This is a genomic window from Pseudomonas orientalis (genome assembly GCF_022807995.1).
Taxonomy (GTDB): Bacteria; Pseudomonadota; Gammaproteobacteria; order Pseudomonadales; family Pseudomonadaceae; genus Aquipseudomonas; species Aquipseudomonas orientalis_B.
This window is the reverse complement of sequence record NZ_CP094351.1, coordinates 4,446,814-4,472,098: the sequence shown is the minus strand read 5'-3', so window position 1 is coordinate 4,472,098 and position 25,285 is coordinate 4,446,814. Positions and strand designations below refer to the sequence as shown.

General features: G+C 60.1%; 27 protein-coding genes and 1 pseudogene. 11 read left to right on the top strand and 17 right to left on the bottom strand.

Annotation, left to right across the window (positions count from 1 at the left end; all coding sequences use genetic code 11):
- Positions 1–2 precede the first annotated feature (2 nt).
- The gene (locus MRY17_RS19900; RefSeq protein ID WP_191952294.1) at positions 3–1,271 is read left to right on the top strand and encodes a cupin-like domain-containing protein; all 1,269 of its coding nucleotides are present in this window, start codon (positions 3–5) and stop codon (positions 1,269–1,271) included.
- Positions 1,272–1,313: 42 nt separating this feature from the next.
- Here the strand turns inward: MRY17_RS19900 and MRY17_RS19895 are convergent, their stop codons facing one another.
- Together MRY17_RS19895 and MRY17_RS19890 are read right to left on the bottom strand one after the other, a co-directional pair.
- Positions 1,314–2,030 (bottom strand): autoinducer binding domain-containing protein, encoded by a 717-nt coding sequence (locus MRY17_RS19895; protein WP_243352739.1) that lies wholly within the window; start codon positions 2,028–2,030, stop codon positions 1,314–1,316.
- Between the two features lie 159 nt (positions 2,031–2,189).
- Positions 2,190–2,567, bottom strand: coding sequence for a hypothetical protein (locus tag MRY17_RS19890; RefSeq protein ID WP_191952292.1), 378 nt, complete (start codon positions 2,565–2,567; stop codon positions 2,190–2,192).
- 200 nt (positions 2,568–2,767) lie between these two features.
- On the opposite strand from MRY17_RS19890, the gene MRY17_RS19885 reads away from it, so the two are divergent.
- From MRY17_RS19885 to def, 3 genes are all read left to right on the top strand, one after another.
- Positions 2,768–2,953, top strand: coding sequence for a CsbD family protein (locus MRY17_RS19885; RefSeq protein ID WP_043051227.1), 186 nt, complete (start codon positions 2,768–2,770; stop codon positions 2,951–2,953).
- A 179-nt stretch (positions 2,954–3,132) separates the two neighbouring features.
- Entirely contained in the window at positions 3,133–4,086 is a 954-nt protein-coding gene (locus tag MRY17_RS19880; RefSeq protein ID WP_181284724.1) for a YihY/virulence factor BrkB family protein, read from the top strand.
- Positions 4,083–4,622 (top strand): peptide deformylase, encoded by a 540-nt coding sequence (gene def / locus MRY17_RS19875; RefSeq protein ID WP_243352738.1) that lies wholly within the window; start codon positions 4,083–4,085, stop codon positions 4,620–4,622. Before MRY17_RS19880 ends, def begins: the two co-directional genes overlap by 4 nt.
- Before the next feature lie 141 nt (positions 4,623–4,763).
- Here the strand turns inward: def and MRY17_RS19870 are convergent, their stop codons facing one another.
- Complete coding sequence (locus tag MRY17_RS19870; protein WP_181284726.1) at positions 4,764–5,162, bottom strand: GNAT family N-acetyltransferase; 399 nt, start codon at positions 5,160–5,162, stop codon at positions 4,764–4,766.
- A 183-nt stretch (positions 5,163–5,345) separates the two neighbouring features.
- On the opposite strand from MRY17_RS19870, the gene MRY17_RS19865 reads away from it, so the two are divergent.
- Entirely contained in the window at positions 5,346–6,272 is a 927-nt protein-coding gene (locus MRY17_RS19865) for an aliphatic sulfonate ABC transporter substrate-binding protein (RefSeq protein WP_243352737.1), read from the top strand.
- 31 nt (positions 6,273–6,303) lie between these two features.
- Here MRY17_RS19865 and gstA read toward each other — a convergent pair whose 3' ends face one another.
- On the bottom strand, positions 6,304–6,906 hold the full coding sequence (gene gstA / locus MRY17_RS19860) for a glutathione transferase GstA (protein ID WP_243352736.1): 603 nt from the start codon (positions 6,904–6,906) through the stop codon (positions 6,304–6,306).
- Between the two features lie 97 nt (positions 6,907–7,003).
- Between gstA and MRY17_RS19855 the strand changes: the two genes are divergently transcribed.
- The gene (locus tag MRY17_RS19855) at positions 7,004–7,876 is read left to right on the top strand and encodes a LysR family transcriptional regulator (protein ID WP_243352735.1); all 873 of its coding nucleotides are present in this window, start codon (positions 7,004–7,006) and stop codon (positions 7,874–7,876) included.
- Between the two features lie 145 nt (positions 7,877–8,021).
- On the opposite strand, the gene MRY17_RS19850 is transcribed toward MRY17_RS19855, so the two are convergent.
- The 5 genes from MRY17_RS19850 to MRY17_RS19830 all read right to left on the bottom strand — a co-directional run bounded on the left by MRY17_RS19850 (position 8,022) and on the right by MRY17_RS19830 (position 12,754).
- Positions 8,022–8,492 carry a hypothetical protein gene (locus MRY17_RS19850; RefSeq protein WP_191952287.1) on the bottom strand — a complete coding sequence of 157 codons (471 nt, stop codon included), beginning with the start codon at positions 8,490–8,492 and terminating at the stop codon, positions 8,022–8,024.
- A gap of 133 nt (positions 8,493–8,625) precedes the next feature.
- Positions 8,626–10,035, bottom strand: coding sequence for an MFS transporter (locus tag MRY17_RS19845; RefSeq protein ID WP_243352734.1), 1,410 nt, complete (start codon positions 10,033–10,035; stop codon positions 8,626–8,628).
- An 11-nt stretch (positions 10,036–10,046) separates the two neighbouring features.
- Positions 10,047–10,784, bottom strand: a complete 738-nt coding sequence (locus MRY17_RS19840; RefSeq protein WP_243352733.1) for an NAD-dependent epimerase/dehydratase family protein — start codon at positions 10,782–10,784, stop codon at positions 10,047–10,049.
- A gap of 16 nt (positions 10,785–10,800) precedes the next feature.
- Positions 10,801–11,433 (bottom strand): glutathione S-transferase family protein, encoded by a 633-nt coding sequence (locus MRY17_RS19835; RefSeq protein ID WP_181284733.1) that lies wholly within the window; start codon positions 11,431–11,433, stop codon positions 10,801–10,803.
- A gap of 289 nt (positions 11,434–11,722) precedes the next feature.
- Positions 11,723–12,754 (bottom strand): LacI family DNA-binding transcriptional regulator, encoded by a 1,032-nt coding sequence (locus tag MRY17_RS19830; RefSeq protein ID WP_243353956.1) that lies wholly within the window; start codon positions 12,752–12,754, stop codon positions 11,723–11,725.
- A 212-nt stretch (positions 12,755–12,966) separates the two neighbouring features.
- On the opposite strand from MRY17_RS19830, the gene MRY17_RS19825 reads away from it, so the two are divergent.
- Complete coding sequence (locus MRY17_RS19825) at positions 12,967–13,500, top strand: gluconokinase (protein WP_243352732.1); 534 nt, start codon at positions 12,967–12,969, stop codon at positions 13,498–13,500.
- 82 nt (positions 13,501–13,582) lie between these two features.
- Positions 13,583–14,935, top strand: coding sequence for a GntP family permease (locus MRY17_RS19820; RefSeq protein WP_104504483.1), 1,353 nt, complete (start codon positions 13,583–13,585; stop codon positions 14,933–14,935).
- A 156-nt stretch (positions 14,936–15,091) separates the two neighbouring features.
- On the opposite strand, the gene alaC is transcribed toward MRY17_RS19820, so the two are convergent.
- Positions 15,092–16,303, bottom strand: coding sequence for an alanine transaminase (alaC, locus tag MRY17_RS19815; RefSeq protein ID WP_243352731.1), 1,212 nt, complete (start codon positions 16,301–16,303; stop codon positions 15,092–15,094).
- Between the two features lie 195 nt (positions 16,304–16,498).
- Here alaC and MRY17_RS19810 point away from each other — a divergent pair, with 195 nt between their 5' ends.
- Entirely contained in the window at positions 16,499–16,981 is a 483-nt protein-coding gene (locus tag MRY17_RS19810; RefSeq protein ID WP_243352730.1) for a GyrI-like domain-containing protein, read from the top strand.
- Positions 16,982–17,001: 20 nt separating this feature from the next.
- On the opposite strand, the gene MRY17_RS19805 is transcribed toward MRY17_RS19810, so the two are convergent.
- The 4 genes from MRY17_RS19805 to MRY17_RS19790 form a co-directional block, all read right to left on the bottom strand.
- The gene (locus tag MRY17_RS19805; RefSeq protein ID WP_181284737.1) at positions 17,002–18,210 is read right to left on the bottom strand and encodes a type II toxin-antitoxin system HipA family toxin; all 1,209 of its coding nucleotides are present in this window, start codon (positions 18,208–18,210) and stop codon (positions 17,002–17,004) included.
- Positions 18,203–18,457 carry a helix-turn-helix domain-containing protein gene (locus MRY17_RS19800; protein ID WP_057723758.1) on the bottom strand — a complete coding sequence of 85 codons (255 nt, stop codon included), beginning with the start codon at positions 18,455–18,457 and terminating at the stop codon, positions 18,203–18,205. The genes MRY17_RS19805 and MRY17_RS19800 overlap by 8 nt, the downstream gene beginning before the upstream one ends.
- A 42-nt stretch (positions 18,458–18,499) precedes the next feature.
- Positions 18,500–19,018, bottom strand: coding sequence for a GNAT family N-acetyltransferase (locus MRY17_RS19795; protein WP_181284738.1), 519 nt, complete (start codon positions 19,016–19,018; stop codon positions 18,500–18,502).
- 92 nt (positions 19,019–19,110) lie between these two features.
- Complete coding sequence (locus MRY17_RS19790) at positions 19,111–19,965, bottom strand: LysR family transcriptional regulator (protein ID WP_181284739.1); 855 nt, start codon at positions 19,963–19,965, stop codon at positions 19,111–19,113.
- 88 nt (positions 19,966–20,053) lie between these two features.
- Between MRY17_RS19790 and MRY17_RS19785 the strand changes: the two are divergent.
- Positions 20,054–20,490: pseudogene (locus MRY17_RS19785) on the top strand (multidrug/biocide efflux PACE transporter).
- 11 nt (positions 20,491–20,501) lie between these two features.
- On the opposite strand, the gene MRY17_RS19780 reads toward MRY17_RS19785, so the two are convergent.
- Positions 20,502–21,263 carry an SDR family NAD(P)-dependent oxidoreductase gene (locus MRY17_RS19780; RefSeq protein WP_243352729.1) on the bottom strand — a complete coding sequence of 254 codons (762 nt, stop codon included), beginning with the start codon at positions 21,261–21,263 and terminating at the stop codon, positions 20,502–20,504.
- A gap of 105 nt (positions 21,264–21,368) precedes the next feature.
- On the opposite strand from MRY17_RS19780, the gene MRY17_RS19775 reads away from it, so the two are divergent.
- Complete coding sequence (locus MRY17_RS19775) at positions 21,369–22,265, top strand: LysR family transcriptional regulator (RefSeq protein WP_243352728.1); 897 nt, start codon at positions 21,369–21,371, stop codon at positions 22,263–22,265.
- A 167-nt stretch (positions 22,266–22,432) separates the two neighbouring features.
- Here the strand turns inward: MRY17_RS19775 and MRY17_RS19770 are convergent, their stop codons facing one another.
- Together MRY17_RS19770 and MRY17_RS19765 are read right to left on the bottom strand one after the other, a co-directional pair.
- Entirely contained in the window at positions 22,433–24,037 is a 1,605-nt protein-coding gene (locus tag MRY17_RS19770) for an inorganic phosphate transporter (RefSeq protein ID WP_243352727.1), read from the bottom strand.
- Between the two features lie 97 nt (positions 24,038–24,134).
- Positions 24,135–25,163: a transporter gene (locus MRY17_RS19765; protein ID WP_181284744.1), complete on the bottom strand. Its 1,029-nt coding sequence runs from the start codon at positions 25,161–25,163 to the stop codon at positions 24,135–24,137.
- Positions 25,164–25,285 lie beyond the last annotated feature (122 nt).

The following is a 25,285-nucleotide window of genomic DNA, read 5'->3' as shown; positions in this document are numbered from 1 at the left end:
TGATGACTGCCACGACCCGCGCCCACCTGTTTGATGCGAAAAATACGCCGACGATACCGGCGGCTTTCTGGGAGCACTTCGTCAGCCTCTCCCATGACAAGACACAGCCCGTGGTGATCGAGCAGGCCATGCTCATCGAACCCTTGATGAGCCTTGAGGACGCCTTCGAGTTGGCCCGAAATGTTGTCGAGTCGGGCGATATGACGGTCAACGCGGACGGCCAGATGCTCAAGCAGCCGGCGGTGCCCGGCTTTCCTCGGGCGTTTGAGGGGTTCGAGCAGTTTGTGCGTGACTTTGCCGCCCTCAATCACGCCGAAGGCATCACCTTCACCCGCGACTACTGCCTGAAGCATTCCAGCACCGTTGCGACGAAACTGCGCGCATTTACCCATGGCTACAGCGAACGCTACGGCATGCCCTACCCGGGAGCCAATGCGGTGTTTATCGGCGGGCGCTACCGTTCAACCTGGATCGGCCTGCACAATGACTCATGCGACACCTTCCTGTTCCCGTTGTATGGGCGTAAACGCATGATGATCTGGCCACCGGCCTATTTCGACGAAATGGCGCTGGAGAAGAAGTCCGCACTCAACGGCGTGTGCTTCGGGCATATCGACGTTACGCCCTATGCCGCCGACGCGACCATTTACGAAGTCGGGCCGGGGGAAATCTTCTTTATTCCTGCCGGGTGGTGGCATTACAACAAGCTTGAAGAATTGGAAACGACCCTTACCGTGTCGGTTGGCATGTTCAGCCATGGCACGGCACAGGGCTTCTGTGAGAACCCGATCAAAGCGGCCATTGCGTCGAAGGCTGGCACTGCACTGACCGGCACCATCGCCCAAGTGCCGGGTGGGGTGTTCGAATCGTTGGCTCAGGTGCAATTGCCGGCGGCGGTGGCGCAGTTCGTCGAGGCGATTGGGGACAACAGCAAAATCCAGATGCTGCTCAAGTTGTCAGCCAACGGCATTATTCGGGATCGCTCGATGGGGCGCCGCGGCGCTGGCGGCTGCTGGCAACGCGTGATCCAGGCACGCGCCGACAGCCCCTTGTATCTGCTGGCGTTAAATGACGATGCCGGGCTGCTGTTTGCAGGCGGCGCCATGCTGCGCATTCAGTCACTGCCGGCTGTGCGCGTCCTGATCCGTGCGTTGCAGGAAGGAGCGCCTATCAGATTGGCGCAGGACTTGCCGGAACAGGCCGACGATGAGCACGTGCGCACGGTGGTGCAGTGGTTGTATGAGCAAGCGGCGATCGACGTGTTTGCTTGAACTTGGGTGGCGTAGCGGCACTTGCCGCTACGCCACCGGGTGTCAGATGTGGCCTTGGGCTACGGCATAGGTAACGGCTTGAACCCGATTGCAAGCGCCGATCTTCTTCTGGATATTGCGCAAATGAAAGTTCACTGCGTCGGCGGTTACATTCAATATGCGGCCAATCTCTTCCGAGGTTTTTCCATCGGCTGTCCAGCGTAATACTTCTTTCTCTTTTTGCCCGAACTCAATATCGAGTGTCTGCGTGAGAGCCTCTTCCAGTTCGAAGATGTGATACCCCACGGTCTCGGCAAACGCTTTGAGCACTGGTTTCAAGGCTTCGAATTCATTGTCGTCGATCAACTTGGCGGCTCGAGCAACCGACAAAAGCGCTATATAACCGCGGGCATTAAAAGATGGTTGTGCTATGCCGATATTAAGTTGATGTGCCTGGGCATCCGACCAAAATTGTGGGCATTCGTCAAACACGGCGTCGCACCAGCGCAGCGGCTCGGATGAGACTTTGCAGTGGCGTACGGTGGGATCGATGATGGAGTAATTCTGCTCTTTGTAGCGCTGTAGCCACTGGCTTGGATAGTTGCCATATACATGGGTTTTAGGCCTGCTGAACGGCGTGGTTTCGCACACGGCGTACGTAAAAAAGTCGAACCCCAGTGTATGGGCAAATAGGCTGGCTGACGCGATAAAGTCATTAAGAGGATGTGCAGTCACGCAGGGTTGGTTGAGTTGTCTTATCCATGACAAATAACGCTCCATATACTGGGCTCTCCATTTTTAAAAAATGCAGTTCAGTATAGTTACATTTAGAAATATATGTAAGCGCGATTAACTCGCGACCGACTTTCAGTACAGTCGCGATAGTGATGACGCGTGAGCCGCGCGCCGAGGGTGCCCGGTCAACAGCCGCTCAAACGCTTATGCCGCGAACTGGGCGAAGCCGATTCCCGCACCCGCCGGCCGCACATCCTTGAGGAACGAGTCCTTGTCGGCGCTCAATTCCAGGGTGATCTCCGGCTTGCGTTTGCCGGCATTGCGCACCACCAGCCCTTCGAGGTTTTCGCGCAGGAACAGGGTCGGCACCTTCAGGTGCAGCAACTGGTCGGTTTCGGCATTGTGCATCAGCAGGTGGATCCACTCGTACTGGCCCACGCCGATCCGCACCAGGGGCAGGTCGAACCACCAGATGTTGCGCTTGCGGTCCAGGTCGGTGAAATGACAGTTGTTGACGCCGAGTACGGCCCCCCCCAGTTCCTGGTTTCTGCGGGCGATGGCCTGTGCTTTATCGAGTTTCATAACCTTCCTACGGGATCTGTTATTCAGCGTGTGAGCCTGAATGTGCCGGGCATTCTCGTGGGTTGGCCACAAAACATAAAGGCAAACCTGCCTCTTTCGATGAAATGCCCGCTGAAAATAATTGAAACTCTGGCGCCTGGCGTCGAGTCAACCGCAGCGTAGTGACCAAAAACCATTTGATTGTTATCAGGAGTAATACCATGGGCAGCACTTCCGATAAGGTAAAAGGCATGGCCAACGAAGCCGTCGGTAACGTCAAGCAAGGCGTCGGCAAGGCTACGGATAACGACAAACTGCGCGCTGAAGGCGTGGTCCAGGAAAAGAAAGGCGAGGCACAGCAGGCCGTTGGCAAGACCAAGGACGCGGTGAAAAAAGCCACCGAATAAGCCGGCTTGGCTGGCTCCTTCCAGCAGCCCGACGGCCATCCACGGATGGCCGTTTTTGTGGGTGCTGGCGCAACTAAACATCAGAAATTGTTTCAAAGTCGCCAAATGGGCTACTTTGATGTAGAAAACGGCCCCTGAGTCGCCCACGACTTCAACTCTTTGCGGCGAAAGGAGACGCTATGATCTTTCCGGTACTTAATGGTCTCAAGCTGCACAAGGTGCTGGTGCGCACCGTCACCGAATTTGTCGACGACGAGATGCCCACCTATGCCTCGGCGCTGGCGTACCAGATGCTGTTCTCGCTGTTTCCCTTCCTGTTGTTCCTGATTGCGCTGATCGGTTTCCTGCATCTGCCGGACTTTTTCACCTGGCTGCGCCTGCAGTCGGAACTGGTATTGCCACCCCAGGCCCTGGAGCAGGTCAACCCGGTGATCGACCAACTGCAGCAATCCAAGGGCGGGCTGCTGTCGGTGGGTATCGTGATCGCCCTGTGGACCGCCTCCGCCGGCGTGCGCCTGATGATGAGTGCGATGAACGCGGCGTATGACGTGGTGGAGGGGCGGCCTATCTGGAAGCGTTTTCCGCTGTCGATTTTCTACACTGTCGGCATCGCCGGCATGCTGCTGGCCGCCGCCGCGCTGATGGTGCTCGGCCCGCAAGTGATGGAGTGGCTGGCGGGGCAGATCGGCATGCAGGAGTTCGTCGTCACGCTGTGGACCATCCTGCGCTGGCCCCTGATCGTGATCCTGCTGATGTTCGCCGTGGCGCTCATGTACTACGTGATGCCGGACGTCGAACAGGAGTTTCGCTTTATCACCCCGGGTTCCGTACTGGCGGTGGTGGTGTGGATCGTCGCTTCTCTCGGCTTTGGCTACTACGTCAAGACCTTCGCCGACTACAACGCCATGTATGGCAGTATCGGTGCGATCATTGTCCTGCTTCTGTACTTCTATATTTCCGCCGCCGTACTGTTGCTGGGGGCGGAGATGAACGCCGTGATCGAACACATGTCCGCCGAAGGCAAAGACCCTGGTGAGAAGGAAATCGACGGGCCCGGCAATACGACCGAAAAACAGCATGTCTCAGGCTTAGGCCGCGACCATTCCAAGCCTCTCATCGAGCCCGATCAATGATCCGTGAAATCCTCAAAATGGGCGACGAGCGACTGCTGCGCATCGCCCCGCCAGTGCCACCGGAAATGTTCGACAGCCCCGAGCTGTGGCAACTGATCGATGACATGTTCCAGACCATGGAACACGTAGGTGGCGTCGGGCTGGCCGCGCCGCAGATCGGCGTGGACCTGCAACTGGTGATCTTTGGTTTCGAGGCCAGCGAACGCTACCCGGACGCGCCGCCGGTACCGCAGACCATCCTGATCAATCCGTTGATCACGCCCCTCAGCCCAGTGCTGGAAGAGGGTTATGAGGGTTGCCTGTCGGTCCCCGGCCTGCGCGGCGCCGTGGACCGTTACCAGCAGATCCGCTACGAAGGTTTCGACCCCAAGGGCGAGCCGATCGTACGCTTTGCCGAAGGCTTCCATGCGCGCGTGGTGCAGCATGAATGCGACCACCTGATCGGTCGCCTGTACCCGTCGCGGATTACCGACTTCAGCAAATTCGGGTTTATTGAAGTGATGTTCCCGGAAATGGACCCAACCGCCGACGAGTGACCTGCAGGCCCTCTGTAGGAGCGAGCTTGCTCGCGAAAAACGTCAACGATAACGCGTGCTTCCTGAATGAACGCGGTGCCTGTGAACTTTTCGCGAGCAAGCTCGCTCCTACCCACCGCTATCGGGGGCAAGCCATGCAGGTTATTGAAGTCCCATCGCGATCATCGGTTTGTTGCGCTTGTAACGCACCAGCCGCTCACTGAGCGATTGCGGCAGCACGGTGTCCTGTGAAAACCCCATACGCTGGTACAACCCTTCAAGGTCTGGATGGCACAACAGCCAGACCGTGCCGTCCACACTCGCCACCGCCTGATGGATCAATCGCGCCGCCAGCCCCTGGCCGCGATAGGCCGGATCAACGAACACGCCCGTCAGCCACTGCCCACCGACCACGGGTGTCAGGCACAACCCGGCCACAATCTCGCTGTCTCTAGCCACCCACAATTGCCCGCCCTTGAGCGCCTTCATCGACGAGTTGTGGCTGCGGTAAAACTTGTTCAGCAACGGCCATAGCGGCGCTGCCAGCCGTTCGATATGCATGGTCAAACCGATTGAAAGGGCGGGGCGGGCATTGTAACCGTTGCCGACAGCGTGCAAACAATGCCCATCCTTATCTTATATAAAGTTATAAGTAGACGACTTTTAAATATTATTAAAGAATAAGAGGCCTTGTTAGGATCGCTCCTGTCCCGCACCCGCCACCCAGGCCAAGGAAGCGCTCTTATGCTGAAAATGATTGTTGTCGCCGTTCTTTCACTGGTCGCTGCCAACGTGCTGGCCGCCGATCCGTCCACCCTGCGCATTGGTTATCAGAAGAGCTCGGTGAGCATGGTGCTCGCTCGTGAGCACAAGCTCTTCGAGGTCGCATTGCCCGGCACCCAGGTGCAGTGGACCGAGTTCCTCGGTGGCCCGCCGCTGATCGAGGCGCTGAACGCGGGCAGCCTGGACATCGGCAATATCGGCGACATCCCGCCCATTTTCGCCCAGGCCGCCGGCATCGAGTTGCAGTACATCGCCGTCGAGCCCAATGACGGCAAGACCGAAGCCGTGCTCGTGCCCAAGGCCAGCACGATTCAGAGCGTGGCCGAACTCAAGGGCAAGCGCGTGGCGCTGCTCAAAGGCTCCAGTGCGCACAACCTGTTCCTCAAGAGCCTGCTGCGTGCCGGCTTGCAGTGGAAGGATGTCAACGTGGTGTACCTGTCGCCGTCCGACGGCCGCGCCGCCTTCGAGCAAGGCAAGGTGGACGCCTGGGTGGTGTGGGACCCGTATTACTCGGCCGCCGTGGTCGACGGTGCCGCCCGCGTGCTGGGTACCGGCGAAGGCCTGAATCCTGCCGGCAGTTTCTTCGTGACCAGCGGCGCGTTCGCCCGGCAAAACCCCCAGGCCATTGCCACCATTATCCAGACCCTCGGCAAGGCGCAGCGTCTGTCGCTCGACCAGCCCGAGGCCAGCATCGCGCTGATGGCCAAGACCCTGGGCCTGCAACCGGCCGTGGTCAAAAGCTACTTCGAGCACCGCTCGCCGGCGCCGATCCGGCCGCTGCAGGCGGTCGACATCGCCACTCAGCAAGGCACCGCCGACCTGTTTTTCGCCAATGGCCTGATCCCGAAAAAGATCGATGTGCAGCAGGTAGTGTTCAAGGGGCCATAGACCCTCTGCCGACTGTCGATTGAACGTCAGGTCACGGGTTTTCCGCTGCCAGGGCTGCAACGACGGTCGGCCGCTTACCGATCCGTTGTTGGAACGCCGCCAACGCCGGCCATTCACTCAGTTCGATCCCATGAAGCGCAGACCAACGCAGCACCACAAACAGATACGCATCCGCGACCGAATACTGCGCGCCGAGTAGATAATCCTGCTGCGCCAACGTCTGCACCAGCACCGCAAAACGTTTGAACAACGTGGCCTGGAACATCGTACGCACCTCGCCCTGGATCGCACGGTTGAAAAATACCGCCAGCCCGCCATGCACTTCGGTTGCGATGAAATTCAACCATTCCTGCAAGCGCACGCGCTCCCAGCTGCCATTGGCCGGGGCCAGATGGGCCTCGGGTTTCAGGTCGGCGAGGTATTGCAGGATCGCGCTGGCTTCGGTCAGCACCTGGCCGTTGTCCAGTTGCAGGGCCGCCACGTAACCTTTGGGGTTGATCTGCAGGAAGTCCTCGCCGTCGGCCGTGGTCTTGGCCTGGTTATCCACCTGCACCAGGTCGAAGGGCAAGGCCAATTCACGCAGGATGATGTGAGGGGCGAGGGAGCAGGCATTGGGGGCGAAATACAATTTCATGGAGGGGGCTCTGTGTAGGATTTGCGCCAGTCTCGCGGGCATGGCACCGTGCGTAAAATTAAACCTTCATACCCCACCCATAAGGACAGCGACTGCCATGATGAACCTGATGCATTGGCGTCTGCTGGTGGCGGTGGCCGATTACGGCAGTATCACCGCCGCTGCCGAACGGGTGGGCATGACCCAATCCGCCGCCAGCCAGGCCATGGCATCCATGGAGGCCACGCTGGGGGCGCAGTTGTTCATCCGTGAGCCGCGCAAGACGCTGCCCACCGCCTTGGGGGTGAATGTGATCGAACAGGCGCGGGTGATGCTCGACGCCTTGCAGGCGATACGCAGCCGCGTGGAAGAAGCAAGACCCACGTTACGTGGGCATCTGCGCATCGCGTGTTTCTCTCAGGTACTGGCGAAGTTTCTGAGCCCCGAATTGCAGCGTTTTGCCCGGCTCTATCCAGGCATAGAGGTGACCACCCTTGAAGTCACCGACACCGAAGTGAATGCCTTGCTCGACGCCGACCTGATCGATCTGGGCGTGGTGCTCAACCCGCTGCCTGAGCGCAACGCCACGCTATTGGGGCGAGACAGTTGGCTGGCGGTGGTGCCGGCCGGGCACGCACTGGCCCGGCTTGCGCCGCAGGCCACGGTGGCCCTTGCGCAGATAGTGGAACAGCCCTTCGTCCTCGCTACCGGAGGCTGCAGCGCAAACGCCCGCAGCGTGAGTGCCGAGGCCGGGCTGGTGTTGCACGATATGCGTGTAGAAGTGCGTGAATGGAGCAGCGCTTTCAGCCTGGTGCGCGAGGGCGTCGGCGTGACCCTGGTGCCGGAAATGACCCTGCCGCTTCAGCGCCAGGGCTTGCGCGTGCTGCCCCTGAGCGTGCCGATACACCGCGAATTCGCTTTGGTCTACCCGCCAAACCGCTCACCTTCCGCAGCCGCCAATGCGTTGCTGGCAATGCTCGTTGATACCTGAAGACGCTGCTGACCTCATGTGAAAAACATTCAAAATGTGGGAGGGGGCTTGCCCCCGATGGCGGTGGATCAGTCTATATCTAAGTGACTGACCCGCCGCTATCGGGGGCAAGCCCCCTCCCACATTTTTTGTTCAGCTGTGTGGCTTAGATTGCTGCCAGGGTGTCTTTCAGTGCCTGGGTTTGTGGAGCAGCCGTCTTCGCCGCTACCTGCTGCTGTTGCTGCTCCTTCAAACGCTCAGCCACTTGCCTGGCAATGGCGTCTTGTCTTTCCTGCGGCAGGGCCTGCACTTGCTCTTCGGTCAAACCTTGCTCCTTGAGCATCTGCTCACGAATGCGTTCGGCCGGGGATTTGCTCATGTAGTCGGTGAGTTCAGCCCGCGCCCCAGAAGTCGACGTTGTGGCCTGCAGTTGCACGCGCGTCTTGGCGAAGGCCTCGTCGATGCGGTCGCTCGCCTTGTCCAGCTCCTTCTGCGCGGCCGGCATCGTCACGCCTTGCTGTGCAGTCTGCAGGGCGCCGCTGTACAACGCGCTGGCGGCGGCATTGGCCGGGTCCATGTCGGACCGCTTGATCTGTTGAACAGTCGAAGCGGCTTGGGTAGTGGTGTTAACCAGCATGATCGGTCACCTGTGCAAATATGCGGTGCAACAGCTGGAGCAATTAGCATGCCGGGCACGCTGAGCACGTTTTTACTGGGGCAGAGGCGGTCGTCGCGGCAAACACTGTCCCGTCAGCGGCCAACCCTTGCCGTCAGTGGGCGATATGCTCCAATGCCAGGTTACGCGTACGCGGCCCGAACCAACTGATGGTAATCATCACGATCAGCATGCTGCTGGCAATAAACGCCAGCACGCCCGGCGTGCCCAGGTGCTCAAGGATAAAACCGATCAGCAGGCTGCTGAATACCGTGGACAAGCGGCTGAACGAATAACAGAACCCCACCGCTCGCGCACGGATATTGGTGGGGAACAATTCGCTCTGGTACGAGTGATAGCTGAAGCTCAGCCAGGCATTGCAGAAGGTGATCATCACCCCGCAGAAAATCAGCCCCACCGCCGTGGTCTGCAGGGCGAACAGGCTGCCGAAGATCACCGCACCCATGGCCGAGCCGACGATCTGCCACTTGTTTTCGAAACGGTTGGCGACCTTCACGAACAGCAGCGGGCCCAGCGGGTAGGCGAGGGTGATGATAAAGGCGTAGAGCAGACTGTGGGTCACACTGACGCCCTGGCCCGACAGCAAGGCCGGCAGCCAGTTGCCAAAGCCGAAGAAACCGATGGCCTGGAACACGTGGAACACGATCAGCATCAAGGCGCGGCGACGGTAGGGCGGCTGCCAGATATCGGCGAAACGGCCGCTGCCCTGCACGCTGACAGCCTCCGGCTCCGGCGCGTCCAGAGGTTTGCCGTGATCCTTCAGGCAGCGCGCTTCCAGGGTGTCCATGATCGCGCCGGCCTCCTCGAAACGACCCTTCTGCGCCAGCCAGCGCGGTGATTCCGGCAGGCGCTTGCGCAGTTGCCAGATAAACAGCGCAAACACCGCACTGCTGAGCACCACCCAGCGCCAACCGGAGATGCCGAACGGCGCCTGGGGCACCAGCCACCAGGACATCAGCGCCACCGCCGGCACCGACAGGAACTGGATGAAAAACGCAAAGGCAAACGCCGAACTGCGCATGCGCTTGGGCACCAGTTCCGACAGGTAGGCGTCGATGGTCACCAGCTCGATGCCCAGGCCAATGCCCACCAGAAAGCGCATGCAGATAATGCCCAGGGCGGACGTCTGAATGCCCATCAACACCGTGGCGACGGTGTACCAGATCAATGCAAAGGTGAAGATCGCCCGGCGCCCGAAACGGTCGGCGACGGGGCTGAGCAGGCTGGCACCAAAAAACAGCCCGAGGAACGTGGCCGAGGCGAATGCTGCCTGATCAGAGAAGCCAAACACGCCCTCGCTGCCGGTGTGGAAGAGCCCGTCGCTGATCAGGCCGGGGCTGATATAGGCGGTCTGGAACAGGTCATACAGCTCGAAAAAACCGCCGATCGATAGCAAAGCCACCAGGCGCCAGATGCTGGCGACTGCGGGCAGGCGGTCGATGCGTGCGCTGATATGGGCGGCGCGGGTCGGATCGATGCCGTCGGTGGCAGATAATGAAGGCATGGCAGCAGAACTCAGTAAGTAATGGGGATCGCAAACGTCTGGAACGCATCATCCACGGGGTGGTAGCCCAACACCCGCGTGGTTTCGCTCAGGTCCAGGCGCTTGAAGCGGTTATTGGAAATGCCATGGGCGATCAAGTGTTTCACACCCTCGGCCTCTACCGAACGCTGCAACAATTGCACGGCATCGCGGGGGCTGAGCCAGGCGCTGAGGTCGCGGGCGTTGTTCAAGCCGTGGGTGTCGGGGAATTCAAAGGCGCCGATGCGCAGGGCGATGGTCGACAGTGGCGTCTTGGCTGCGTAGTAGCCACACAGCGCCTCGCCGTAGCACTTGCTTACGCCATACAGATTGGCGGGCATCACCGGCATGCCAGGCGTGATCTGGCGATCCACCGGGTAGCCTTCGATGGTTTGCGCGCTGCTGGCAAATACCAGGCGCTGCACGCAGGCGTTCACGGCGGCTTCGAACAGGTAAGTGGTGGCGAGGATATTGTTGGGCAGCAGTTCGTCGAACGAGGCGCTGGCATCGGGGATGCCCGACAGGTGCACGATCACGTCGATGCCTTCGAGCAAGGTTGCGAGGCTGGATTTATCACTGAGATCGGCGTGTACGAAGCGGTGATCGCCCCAGTCGAAGTCCGGCGTGATGCGGTCAGTGAGGCTGAAACGGTAGCGATCTTTCGAGGCCTGGAAAAATGTCTTGCCGATTCTGCCGCAGGCGCCGGTAAGCAGTACGTTGAGTCCGTTCACGAGGTTGTCCCTGTGTTCAGTTGTGGCCGTCGAGGGCGAAGGTCCTGAAACCGGCGTGCTGGCTGAGCCGCTGGTAGTAAGCGGCAATGGCCGGGTAGGGCGGGCGCTCCATCGGCGTCACCTGCCAGCGGTGTACCGAGAGACCGATCAGGATATCGGCAAGGGTGAACTCATCGCCGGCCACATACGCACCGGTCCTGGCCAACTGCTGTTCGAGAATGCCCATCTTGTCGTTCCACACCTGCACGGCGGCGGCAATCTGCGTCGCGTCCAGCCCATCGGGATTGTTACGCACCAGCGCGGTGAACGCGTCGCCCCAGGCACGGTTGAGTTCGGTGGCTTGCCAGTCGATCCATTGCTCGATGCGGGCCCTTGGCGCGGGCTCGAAAGGCAGCAGGTCGGCGCGTTGATAAAGGCCGACGAGGTAGCGGCAGATGGTATTGGACTCCCACAGCACGCCATGGTCGTCGATCAGCACCGGCACCTGGGCGTTGGGGTTCAGGGCCAGGAACTCGGCGGATTGGGTGGGCTTGAAGCCGATGCCCCAGTCCTCGCGCACATAGTCGATGCCCAATTCCTGGCAGGTCCAGAGGACTTTGCGCACGTTGATGGAAGATGCGCGACCCAAGATTTTCAGTGAGTGTCCCATGGTGCTTCCCTGGCTTTGGAGAGTGGTTAATCTAGCAGGGGCCAAGTGGGCGCGGTTAAAAAATGTGGGAGGGGGCTTGCGCCCTGCGCACAGCCACCGTCAAGCATCGGCAGGCTCATGCATCTTGTGTGGAGAAGTTCGGGCTACTAAACCCGATCACCGAGAAATTCAGTGACCGGCAAACCTTAAAGACCGCCCTCCAGTCACACAAGCCGGCGGATTCTGACGTAAAAGCGTAGGTAACGGAGCAAGGCGCTTGGCCTAATGTCAGCCACTTCCTACAGGCGTCCTACGTACTCTCGCGCACCTGCAACTCAAACCCCATGTCCACCACTGGCTTGGCGATTCTGTTACCCGCCATGATCGTCAACAAATGCTCCGCCGCACGTCGGCCGATGGCTTCCCTTGGTGTGCTGATGCTGCTCAGGCGCGGCACCATGAACGAGGAGGCGGGCAGGTCGTTGAAGCCCAGCACGGCCACGCGCTCTGGCACTTTGATGCCGTGGCGCATGGCTTCCAGCAAGGCGCCCTGGGCCAGGTCGTCGTTGCCGAAGAAAATGGCATCCACGTCCGGATGCGCTGCCAGCAATTGCAGGAACAGTTCGCCGCCCAGGCCCACGGAAGAAGGGCGCGGCGTCAGCAATTCCAGGGCCGGGTCGTACAGGTCCGCTTGCTGCAAGGCGCGGCGGAAGCCTTCGCCACGCAGCAAGGTGCGCTGGTCCAGTTGCGCGCCAATATAAGCCAGGCGCTTGCGGCCGCGAGAGAGCAAATGCGCCGCGGCGGTTTCACCGGCGGCCAGTTGCGAAAAGCCCACGCAGTTGACCCCGGCGTTGGGGTCCAGATCCATCATGTACACGCAAGGCACATTGCTGGCCTCGACCATCCGTCGCGCGCTTTCGGTGCGGTCGAACCCGGTCAGCAGCAAGCCGCTAGGCTGGTAGGCCATGTAGTTGCGCAGCAGGTTTTCTTCTTCGTCGCGGCAGTAGTGGGAGTTGCCGATCAGCACTTCAAAGCCCTTGGGCCGCAGCACCTGGTGGATGGCTTCGAGGGTTTCGATAAACAGCAGGTTGGACAATGATGGCACCAGGACCACCACCGAATGGCTCTGGGCCGACGCCAGGGCGCGGGCGGCGGGGTTGACCACGTAGCTCAGTTCGGCGGCGGCCTTCTGCACTTTCTCCACCAGTTCGGTGGCGACCGTGCTGATGCCACGCAGCGCACGAGAGGCGGTGATCGGGCTGACGCCGGCCAGACGGGCAACTTCATTCAAGGTGGGGCGACCGGTGGTGCGGGTATTTTTATCGTTCTTGGAGGTCATCAGGCGGCTTGCCAAACAAAAATCGAGGCACTAAGGTAGCGCTGTCTCCAAACGGCTGCAAATGCTTGAACGTTGGGTTGCCTGATCCCGTTCAAATGATTGGAGCGGATGCACGCGTCACTCCATAAAAAAAGACAAGACGGCGCGGGAAAAGCCTGTTTTTGCACTAGCCTTATACTGTGCAAAGGTAGCGCTATCTGCGTCCTGAGGTGTTTATGAGTCAACCTGTTACTGCCCTGGTCATCATGGGTGTTGCCGGCTGTGGCAAAACCAGCGTCAGCGAGGCCCTGTGCCGGCTGAACGGCGCCACCGCCATTGAAGGCGATAGCTTTCACCCCGCCGCGAACATCGAAAAGATGAGCGCCGGCCACCCCCTCAACGACGACGACCGCGCCGGCTGGCTCGACATCCTCTGCGATGAACTGCGCCGTTCGCTCGAGGCCGGTGAGCATCCGGTGCTCACCTGTTCGGCCCTGAAAAGGAAATACCGCGACCACCTGCGCGAAGCCGCCCCGGGCCTGGGATTTGTGTTCCTGGAGCTGACCCGTGAAGTGGCCGCCGACCGCGTGTCCCATCGCCCCGGTCATTTCATGCCGGCCAGCCTGATCGACAGTCAGTTCGCTACCCTGGAATCGCCCAAGGGCGAGCCGCTGACCCTGGCGCTCAACGCCAGTGAGGAAAGTGTCGAGGAGCTGGCCGAGCAGACCAACGCCTGGTGGCTGCAGCACGGTTTTGAACCAACCCGATAATTTTTTGCCGGAAAGATAGCGCTGTCCCCGGCAGGAAATTCAACACCCGCTTTAATAACAACAACAAACAGGAGAGACCCCCATGTTTGGCATGTCCCACGAGTCTTATCTGCTGCTAGATGCAGTGGTTACCATCATTGGGCTGATCGTTCTGATCACCAAGTTCAAGGTGCACCCGTTCATTGCACTGATCATTGCGGCCGGTTTCCTCGGCCTGACCTCGGGCATGCCTGTGGACAAGATCATCAAGGCATTCCAGGACGGTTTCGGCGGGGTGCTCGGCTTTGTCGGCATTATCCTCGCGCTGGGCACCATGCTCGGCAAGATGATGGCTGAATCCGGCGGTGCCGATCAGATCGCCCAGACCCTGATCCGCGCCTTCGGCAAGGAAAAGGTCCAGTGGGCCATGATGTTCGCCGCGTTTCTGGTGGGCATTCCGCTGTTCTTCGAGATCGGCTTTGTGCTGCTGATCCCGCTGGTATTCATCGTTGCGCGGCGTACCGGTGTGTCGCTGATCAAGATCGGCATCCCGTTGCTGGCCGGCCTCTCGGCGGTACACGGCCTGGTGCCGCCGCACCCGGGCCCGTTGCTGGCCATCGGCGTGTTTGGCGCGGACATCGGCAAGACCATCCTGTATGGCCTGATCGTCGCACTGCCGACGGCCATCATTGCCGGCCCGATCTTCGGTACCTTCATCGCCAAGTACATCCCCGGCAACCCGTCCCAGGAACTGGTGGACCAACTGGCCCGCGAGACCGATAACAAATCGTTGCCCAGCTTTGGCATCACCCTGGTCACCGTGCTGCTGCCGGTGTTCCTGATGCTGCTCAAAACCTTTGCCGACATCGCCTTTGCCGAAGGCAACGTGGTGCGCAACTGGATGGACATGATCGGTCACCCGATCACCGCGTTGCTGCTGGCATTGCTGCTGTCGCTGTACACCTTCGGTCATCGCCAGGGCATCCACTCCAAGCAGATCCTCAAACTGCTCGACGCCAGCCTTGCGCCGACCGCCGCGATCATCCTGATCATCGGTGCCGGTGGCGGCTTCAAGCAGATGCTGGTGACCAGCGGCGTGGGTGACGTAATCGGTCATATGGCGGTGAACGCACAGATCAACCCGATCCTGCTGGCGTGGCTGGTGGCGGCGGTGATTCGGATCGCCACCGGTTCCGCGACCGTGGCGACCATTACCGGTGCGGGCATCGTGGTGCCGGTGGTCGGCATGATCCCAGGGGTTAACCGCGAGCTGCTGGTGCTGGCGACGGGCGCCGGATCGTTGATCCTGTCTCACGTCAACGATGCGGGGTTCTGGCTGGTCAAGCAGTACTTCAACATGACCGTGGCCGAGACGTTCAAGACCTGGACGGCGATGGAAACCATTTTGTCGGTGGTGGCATTGATCTTCATCATGTTGCTGTCGTTGGTGGTGTAGCCACACCGCAGCATTCCATGGGGTCACCCAATCAAATGTGGGAGGGGGCTTGCCCCCGATAGCGGAGTGTCAGTCACTGTATCTGGTGACTGAACCACTGCCATCGGGGGCAAGCCCCCTCCCACATGTTGACCACATTTCGTCAGATGGATCGGCTCAGGCTTTCTGGACCAGTCCATCCGCCCTGAACATCCCGCGAATCCCGCGCACCGCCTGGCGAATCCGGTCCTGGTTTTCGATCAGCGCAAAGCGCACGTGATCATCGCCATACTCACCAAAGCCGATCCCCGGTGATACACACACCTTGGCTTCCAGCAGCAGCTTCTTGGCAAACTCCAGCGAACCCAGGGCGGCATACTGTTCGGGGATTTTCGCCCAGACGTACATCGACGCTTTGGGATTCTCCACCATCCAGCCCAGCTCATGCAGGCCCTTGACCAGCACATTGCGACGCTGGCGGTACTGCTCGGCGATGTCTTTGACGCACTGCTGATCGCCTTCCAGCGCCGCAATTGCGGCCACCTGCAACGGCGTGAAGGTGCCGTAGTCGTGGTAGCTCTTGATGCGCGCCAGGGCGTTGACCAGTTCCGGGTTGCCCACCATAAAGCCGATGCGCCAGCCGGCCATGTTGTAGCTCTTGGACAGGGTGAAAAACTCCACCGCAATGTCCTTGGCGCCCGGCACCTGCATGATCGACGGGGCTTTCCAGCCGTCGTAGACGATGTCGGCGTAGGCCAGGTCGTGCACCACCAGCACGTCGTATTGCTTGGCCAGGGCGATCACCCGTTCGAAGAAATCCAGCTCAACGCACTGCGCAGTGGGGTTGGACGGAAAGCCGAGGATCATCATCTTCGGCTTGGGGATCGAACCGCGAATGGCCCGCTCCAGCTCGGCGAAGAAATCCACGCCGGGAATCAGCGGCACCGAGCGCACCTGGGCGCCGGCAATCACGGCACCGTAGATGTGGATCGGGTAGCTGGGATTGGGCACCAGTACGGTGTCGCCCTGGTCGAGGGTGGCCAGCATCAGGTGCGCCAGGCCCTCTTTGGAGCCGATGGTGACGATGGCTTCCGTTTCGGGGTCGATATCCACGTCATAACGGTCTTTATACCAGCGCGAAATCGCCCGGCGCAGGCGCGGAATGCCCTTGGAAGTGGAGTAGCCGTGGGTGTCTTCGCGCTGGGCGACGGTGACCATTTTCTCCACGATGTGCGGTGGCGTGGCGCCGTCGGGGTTACCCATGCTCAAGTCGATGATGTCTTCGCCGCGCCGACGCGCAGCCATCTTCAGCTCGGCAGTGATATTGAACACGTAGGGGGGGAGTCGATCTATGCGCGCAAAGCGGCGCGGCGAACCTTGGTCTGCCATTGTTGCCTCGAGGTACGTAAGCGCCCGGAACCGTCCGAGCGACGTCGGCCACTGCGGTGGCCTGCGGGGCAGACAATACGGTCGATGATGGCAAGTTGTCCATATGCGTAGGAAAAATTTCTGCATGGAGTACGGCGCGGATATGCCCCTATACTCGTTGCGGGTTTTTTCCCTCATAAGAAGGAGACTGTTCGTATGGATCAGCAGACAAGACAACCGTTGGAACCACGCATGGAAGCCGGCAAAGCCCTGGTGATCGCAGGCGTCCAGGGGCGTTATTCGAAAGCCACCGTGGGCGATATTGTGCAGCTATGGGAATTGTTCAACAGCTGTATCAAGGACATCAAGAAGCGCGTTGGCGGCGTGACCTATGGTGTTTGCCATAATCCCAAGCAGGGCGAATTCGACTACATGGCCGGTGTTGAAGTCCCGAGCAAAAGCGATGTGCCGGGCAATTTCCAGTGCATTGAAATTCCGCCCCTTAACTATGCCGTATTCCCTCATCACGGGCCGGTGCAAGCGCTTGAACAAACCTACGAGCGCATCATGTTCGAGTGGCTGCCCCACTCGGGCTACAAGGTGATGGGGGCGGATTTCGAGCGTTACAGTGCCGATTTTGATGGAAAGAAGGGCACCGGGACGGTGGAGATCTGGTTGCCGGTTGGGCAGAAAGTCTGAACGCCACATCAGGGGGCGATTCAGCCCCCGAAGCTAGTTTGAAAACCGTGAGCGGATTGACGTATGGCGCCCGCTACCTCAGGCGCCAACCGGCAGTAGTCGTCTTCGCGCTTGAGCACCACTTCAAGGGTCTGGAGCAGCGCCTGGATACGCTTTTCGGGGTGTTCGACTTCGCAGGTCCTGGCGAAGTCGAGAATGCCCAGGCGCGAGGCGAATAACGATTTATTTCCGCCCAGGTCCAAGGCCAGTGAGTCGTCGCGGATGTAAGCGGTGGTGTTCACAATGTCGTAAGTGGGTGCCAGTCGCGTATCTGATTTAAGCGGATCGCTATAGAGCACGCCGAAATTCTTCAAGTGCGCATCGCCATTACCCACGATGCAGCTTAACGCCACGCTGTCGAATAATTGATCCAGCGAACTGCGTTGATAGGCCGGGGCGCAGAACACGCGTACAGCCTTGGCGATGGCGGCGTAACTCTTGGTGTACTTTTGCTCGGCGGACAGGCCCATCAGTGCGGTCATGTCTTCGAAGCCCAGTGGGTTGAGCTGTGCGTCCCGATCAAAGCGCCGCATGATGAACAGCTTATGGTTGCGGGACAGATAAAACGGCGGTACGGGCAGACCCGCGTCCCTGGCGATGGACATGCACAGGTATTCATTGATGGCCAGCCCGGGAAACTCGTCACGCCCGCTTTTAATGATCAGGTCGTCGGTTTTCGAGGTGAATTTCTGTTCAGGGTTTTGTGGTTTTTCCGGCACCAGTACTTTGGGTTGCACACCGGAAATACCCGCTCGCAGGATATAGCGATCTACCAATTCGACGAACAGATCTTCCGCGCCGTCCCAGGCAAGAATTTCGTCGAGGTTTTCTCCGGGCGCGTGAGGGCTGTTGCGATGGATCAGATTATTCACTTGTTCAGAAGACACGAAAACCCGACCAATTGGCGCGCTGCTTCCCGAGAGCGCCAGCAGTAACATCGGGTCTACCCTGACCGTTTTGGCGAGGCGATTGCGCAGTTGTTCAAGCACATAGCCCTCCGGCAAATTCATCTGAAAGATGGGATGCAAGTCCCGACGCCGGTATTCGTCCGCGCGGACCGGCATCGACAGGCTGATTGCGCTGGCGGCCTTCGCCTCATCGCTATAGCGAAACAGATAATCTTCAGCACCGACCCGCACGCTGCCGCTGTCCCCTTGAGGCGTATGAACGCGTAACGTGGGGCTATTCATTGAATAAGTCCTCCAGTTCCTCCAGGGTCGGCAAGGTCACGGGCACCAGCTTGAATTCGCTGCCCAAGGCGGCTAACACCCGGGCGTAGGCATTCATCGAGACCGAGAGACTGCCTTTTTCGATTTCGATCAGTTTTTGCCGAGTAATCCCGGCCACCTTCGCCAGATCCGCCTGTTTATAGCCGCGATTCGAGCGCATGGTGCGCAGCTGAACGCCGAGACGTTGGGTAATTACAGTAGGGTCCATGTCTTATATACGGTACTTTTATTTTGTCAGGTTATGTATACGTTACATTTTGGTGCTGTCAATACTATGCTGATCAAGCGCGCGTCTCAATCTGCGCTCATACCCAATCCGTCCCTTGTACGCCTCACCGCTGTCCACCCAACCCGCGCCCAGATACAACCCCATCGCCGCTGCATTATCCGCATCCACCGACAATTCCAGCGCCTTGATCTGCGGCCATGCCTGTAGCGCCGCTGCGGGCAGCGACTGCAGACACGCTTTGCCGAAGCCGCGCCCTTGCTGGTGCCGATCCACCTGCAAGGCATGCAAGGTGGCGCTGTGTTCATCCGCCCAATAAGGCAGGCACGGTGGGCGTTTGAGCAGCAGGAAGGCGACCGGCAGGTCGTCGGCGAGCAGGGCAAAGCCCTTGACGCTGTCGGGGTTGGGATTGACCAGCAGGCTGTTCAGCGCGCAGTAGATATCACCGGAATATGCCAGTTGCTCTGGATTGACTTCCAGACCGTCCAAATGCTGCTTTTGCAGCGCGTTCAACATTTCATAGGGAACCAAGCGGGTTTCCATGAGCGGCATATCCTAAATCCTACGAAGAGGCCGGAATTCTACCTCATCCGCTTACAGCGCTTGTGCCCGCTCCATACGTAGGTTGTCATTGCTCACTCAAGCATCTTCGCCAACAACCAACTTCCCGCCGGCCCCGGCGGTTGTTGCCGCGACCACAGCGCATCCACTGCCACCGAGCGTGGCCAACCGCGCACCTTGAGTTCGACCAACTGGTCCCCGCCGAAGCGCTCCACCAACCAGCGCGGTATGGGGGCCCAGCCAAAGCCCAGTTGCGCCATCTCCATCAGCATCAGGTAGCTCGGCGCCGACCATACACGTTGTGCGCCACGGTTTTCGTCAGGGTTGATGATGCTCGCCAGGCGCAGCTCCCGATGGTGTTGCAGGGTGTGCGGATCAACGCTGGCCAGGCTTGCCAACGGGTGTCTGGGCGAGACGAACAAGGCGATCTCGGTGCGTTCTTCAACCGGCGAGCAACTGAGGTCCGGAGGGTAAACCTGTTGCTGCTCGATAAACGCGATCTGCGCCCGGCCACTTTGCACGAGGGCGATCAGGTCTTCGCATTCGGCGATCAGGCATTCCAACTCAAGGTCCGGGTAGCGTTGTTCAAAGGCGCTGAGGGCGACCTCGAAACGGTCGGACTGATAGGTATCGGACATGGCGATACTCAACCTGGGCTCCAATCCCTGGGCCAATTGACTGGCCGCCAGCTCCAGCCGGCTGCTGGCCTCCAGCACCTGCTGCGCCCGCTGCAACAGCACATGGCCGGCCGGGGTCAGCGTCGGCTTGCGGCTGCTGCGATCGAACAACACCACATCCAGATCAATTTCCAGGCTCGCCACCGCCGCACTCACAGTGGATTGGCTCTTGCCCAGTTTGCGTGCGGCGGCGGAAAACGAGCCTTGGGTGGCGGCCTGGACAAACGCCTGGAGCACTTCATGGGAGGCCATGACTATCGCCTTGATCGATGGTTATTGGTTATGAAGTATCGGCCTGAGACGTGATCATGGCAATCATCGTCACTCATGGAGCCGGGACATGCACCCTACCAAATCAATGACCGAACGCGTTTTCCAGGCCTTGGGGTTCGAAGGTCTGGCCTTGGTGATCTGTACGCCCTTGCTGGTCTGGGTGACCGGTCGACCGGCCTTGGAAATGGGTGCGGTGACCTTGGGCATCAGCGTGCTGGCGCTGAGCTGGAACGTCATGTTCAACAGCCTGTTCGACCGCCTTAAAGTGCGCCTGCAGCTGTCCAACGGCGGCCGGACGCGGGTGCTGCACGCGCTGCTGTTCGAAGGCGGGTTGATTCTGCTGGCGGTGCCGTTGATTGCCGCATTGATGAAGATCAGCCTGTTGGAGGCTTCATCCTCGACATTGGCGTGCTGCTGTTCTTCCTGCCATACACCTACGTGTACCACTGGGCCTATGACGTGATTCGGGAAAGACTCACCCGCAACACGCCAGTCGCCCTGTAGCCGCCGGCCGCTTACAGGAACATACCACCCGAAGCCTCGATCCGCTGGCCGGTGATCCACTTGCTGCCATCGGCCAGCAGTTGCGCGATGGCCCCGCCAATATCCTCGGGCAAACCGGCGCGACCCAGGGCGGTATTGTTGGCGACCATGGCGTTGAGGCTGGCGTTGTCGCGTACCGCACCGCCGCCGAAGTCGGTTTCAATCGCGCCAGGGGCGAGGATATTCACGCTGATGCCACGCGTGCCCAACTCTTTAGCCTGATAGCGGGTCAGCACTTCCATCGCGCCCTTCATCGCCGCGTAGGCCGCGTAGCCCGGCAGGCTGAAGCGCGCCAGGCCGCTGGACACATTGAGAATGCGGCCACCGTCTCGAATTAACGGCAATAGCTTCTGGGTCAGGAAAAACGGCCCCTTGAATTGGATATCCACCAGTTGGTCGAACTGGGCTTCGGTGGTTTCGGCAAAGCTTGCGTGAATGCCGATACCGGCATTGTTGACCAGAAAATCAAAGTGATCCTGTGCGAACACATCCTTGAGTACGTCAGTCACTTGATCGGCAAAACCTGCGAACGTCGCGCTCTGGCTTACATCCAGTTGCAACATCGCCGCGCGGCCGCCCAGTTGCTCGATCTGCTTCACTAACGCCTGCGCCTCATCGGCCTTGCTGTGGTAGGTGCCGAGGATATCGACGCCCTGGGTGGCAAGGTGCAGTGCAGCGCTTTTGCCCAGGCCGCGGCTGGCGCCGGTGATCAGTGCGATTTTACGTGGGGTCATGGTGCAGTCCTCCGAAGTGATTGTGGGACTCAGTGTATTTGTGCGCCCGTAACGTGATAAACAGCGCTATACCGGAATCACTGGTCGGACAGGGCGAACAATTTCATGAATAAACTTGAGCTATTGCGCACGTTTGTGCGCGTGACCGAACTGTCGAGCTTTACCCAGGCCGGTGAAAGCCTCGGCTTGCCGCGCTCCACCGTGTCCGAACAGGTGCGCACCCTGGAAGAACTGCTCGGTGCGCGCTTGTTGCAACGCACCACGCGCAAGGTGCAGGCAACCCAGGACGGCCAGGTGTTATATGAGCGCAGCAAGGATCTGCTGGCGCACATGGAAGAATTGGAAGGGCTGTTTCGACAGGACGAAACCCAGTTGGCCGGGCGCATCCGCGTGGACATGCCCAACGTGATAGCGCGCACGCTGATCGTGCCCAACTTGCCCCCGTTCATGGAGCGCCACCCCCTGATCGAGATGCAAATCGGCAGCTCGGACCGCCAGGTCGACCTGATCGCCGAAGGCTTCGACTGCGTCGTGCGCGTGGGTGCCCAGCCCGATCAGAGCGTGGTGGCGCGGCGGGTGTGCAGCATGCCCATGGTCAACTGTGTGAGCGCGGGGTATGTGCAGCGCTACGGCATTCCCGACACGCTGGCTGACCTGCAGCAGCATCGACTGGTGCATTACGTACGGCCGCTGGGCGCACGCTCGGCGGGGTTCGAGTACCTGCAAGGCAACAAGGTGCAGCGACTGCCGATGGCCGGGCGCGTGACCGTCAACAGCACCGATGCGTATCAGGCGGCGTGCCTGGGGGGCTTTGGCATTATTCAAGTGCCACGGCTGGGCATCCGCGACTTGCTGGCCACTGGCGAATTGGTCGAGGTGCTGGCCGATTACCCGGCGCCGCCTTTGGACGTGTCATTGCTCTACGCCGGCCAGCGGCATTTGCCGTTGCGCGTGCGGGTGTTCATGGAGTGGTTGGCGGCCACCCTGCAGGCCCACCTTTGACTGCGCGCCGACAATAATATGGGAGGAGGGCTCGCCCTGATAACGCTTTTTTGTAGGAGCGAGCTTGCTCGCGAAAAACTCACAGGCACCGCGTTCATTCAGAAAGCACGCATTATCGTTGACGTTTTTCGCGAGCAAGCTCGCTCCTACATTCGATTGAGGGTGGGTCAGAACAATTGGGTGAACAGCCAGTAAAGGCTGCCCGACAACACAATCGCCGCCGGCAACGTCAGCACCCAGGCCATCAACAGATTGCGGATCGTGCGCATCTGCAAGCCGCCGCCATTGGCCACCATGGTCCCGGCCACGCCCGATGACAGCACATGGGTGGTCGACACCGGCAGACCGAACATGTCCGCCGCGCCAATGGTCAGCATCGCCACGGTCTCGGCCGAGGCGCCCTGGGCGTACGTCAGGTGGGTCTTGCCGATTTTCTCGCCCACGGTCACCACGATGCGCTTCCAGCCGACCATGGTGCCAAGCCCCAGGGCGATAGCCACCGCGATCTTGACCCACAGCGGGATGAAGCGCGTGGCGCTGTCGATCTGTTGTTTGAACAGCTGCAGCTTGCCGTGGGTGTCGGCGTCGAAATCGCCGACCTTGCCCTTGTCCATAAGGCGAATGGTTTCGCTGGTCAGGTACATGTCGTTACGCACGTTGCCCACCGCCTCGGCCGGTACCGCGGCCAGCGAGCCATAGCCTTTGACTTCGGCGCCGATGTGCCCGGTGATGGCGGCGAGCGCGGGCACCAGTTCCGGAGAGGCTTGCTGGGTGCGCACATAGGTCGACAAGGTTGCACGGGCGTCGGCGGGTGCCGGTTGCGGTGCCGCCTTCAACAACGCGGCCTGGGTAACCTCGGCGACCGCCGCGAATTGCAGCGACTGGTCGGCGGGCATGGTGCGGTTCAGGGCGTAGGCCATCGGCAGGGTACCCACCAGGATCAGCATGATCAGGCCCATGCCTTTTTGCCCATCGTTGGAGCCGTGGGCAAACGACACACCGGTGCAGGTGACGATCAGCATGCCGCGGATCCACCATGGCGGCGGGGTGTCACCCTTGGGCGCCTTGTACAGCGCGCGGTTCTTCACGAAGGCGCGCAGTGCCAGCAACAGCAAGGCAGCAAACGCGAAGCCGATCAGCGGCGATAACAGCAGCGCGTAACCGATCTTGGCCGCCTGGCTCCAATCCACGCCACTGGTGCCATCGCGGCCATGCATCAACGCATTCGCCACGCCGACGCCAATGATCGAGCCGATCAGCGTGTGGGACGACGACGCCGGCAAACCCAGCCACCAGGTGCCCAGGTTCCACAGGATCGCGGCGATCAGCAGGGCGAAGATCATGGCGAAGCCGGCCGATGAGCCTACCTGCAGGATCAACTCCACCGGCAGCAAGGCAATGATGCCGAACGCCACCGCCCCGCTGGACAGCAGCACACCGAGAAAATTGAAAAAGCCCGACCACACCACCGCGAAATGCGGCGGCAGCGAGTTGGTGTAGATCACCGTGGCCACCGCATTGGCGGTGTCGTGAAAGCCGTTGACGAACTCAAAGCCCAAGGCGATCAACAGCGCCACGCCGAGCAGCAGGAAGGGCGTCCAGGTGGTGAGCTGGGCGCCCATTTCGTGCATGTCATGCATCAGGCTGTAAGCGGTGAACAGCAGGCCCATGGCGAGCACGGCGAAGAACATGATCACCGTGACCCGGCCAGGCTTGGTATCCAGGCGCGGTTTTGGGGCTGTGGGTGAGGCAGTCAGTGACGGGGTGGCCATGCCGGAACATCCAGTGTGGGGAGGATGCCGTCCATGATCATTGCAAATTGTTACAGAGATGCTGCGACAGGTCAGTGTTCAGGTGGGGAAGTGCCTTTCAATTCATTAAATCCTTGCGCTTTCTGAAGGCCCAGCGCCCGGCAATCAAGGTGAAGGTTGCCACCAGCGCGACCAATATCCAGAACCCTTCCGGATCCTGGGACAGTGGCACCCCACCGACGTTCATGCCGAAAAAACCGGCGATGATGTTGATCGGCAGCGCCAGCACCGTCACCACCGTGAGGGTGAACAGCGTACGGTTGCTTTGCTCGTTGAGATTGGCGGCGATCTCTTCCTGGAGCAATTTGATGCGCTCACCCAGGGCCGTCAGGTCGTTGATGATCAGCGCGAACTCTTCGGTGGATTTGCGCAACTCCTTCACGTCTTCCTTTTGCAGCCATTGCGGCGGCCGGTTGAGCAGGCGCAACAGCGAGCCCGGCTCCAGCGCCAGCAGGCGTTGCAAGCGCACCAGTACGCGGCGCGCGGCACCGAGTTCGGCACGGTTGGTGGACAGGCGCGAGGACAGCAACTGGTCCTCGATATGATCGACGCTGAGGCTGGTCTTGCGCACGATCTGGGTCAGCACTTCGCCCTGGTCGCGCAGCAAATGCACCAGCAACTCCAGCGGCGAGCGAAAGTGTTCACCGGCCTTCACCGACGAGCGCAACTTATCCACCGAGTGCAGCGGTTGCAGGCGCGCACTGATCAGTAAGCGACTGCGCGCACACACCCACAACGTGGAAATATCCGACGAGACCATACTGCTGAAGTTGAACACCACATCGTTGACCACCGCCAGCAGGGCGGAATCAACGTGTTCGATGCGCGTGGAGCGCGAGCCCTCGTGCAGCGCTTCGAAGAACTCCTCGGGCAGCTCCAGGTGCGCTTGCATCCAGCGCTCACAGGCGGCATGGGCCAGGTTCAGGTGCAGCCAGAGAAATTCCTGCGGATCGCCGGGCTGTTGCAGGCACTGGAGTGCGGTAGCTGAGTCAATCTGCTGGCCTTTTTCGCCGGGCAGAAAGCGGAAACCGTAAAGCAGGCCAAACAGGTCGGGGTCCTGGTGGGCGTGGTCAATGCTGTGGTTCATGGGGGCTCGCACAGAAAAAGCCTGTAGGACATTTCACAGGTCGCGTTGCCTATCATTGCAGGCAAATCTGACGTTTTTATGACGGCTTATCCAGGCGCGGGCGTTGTTCAGGGTGGCGCGCC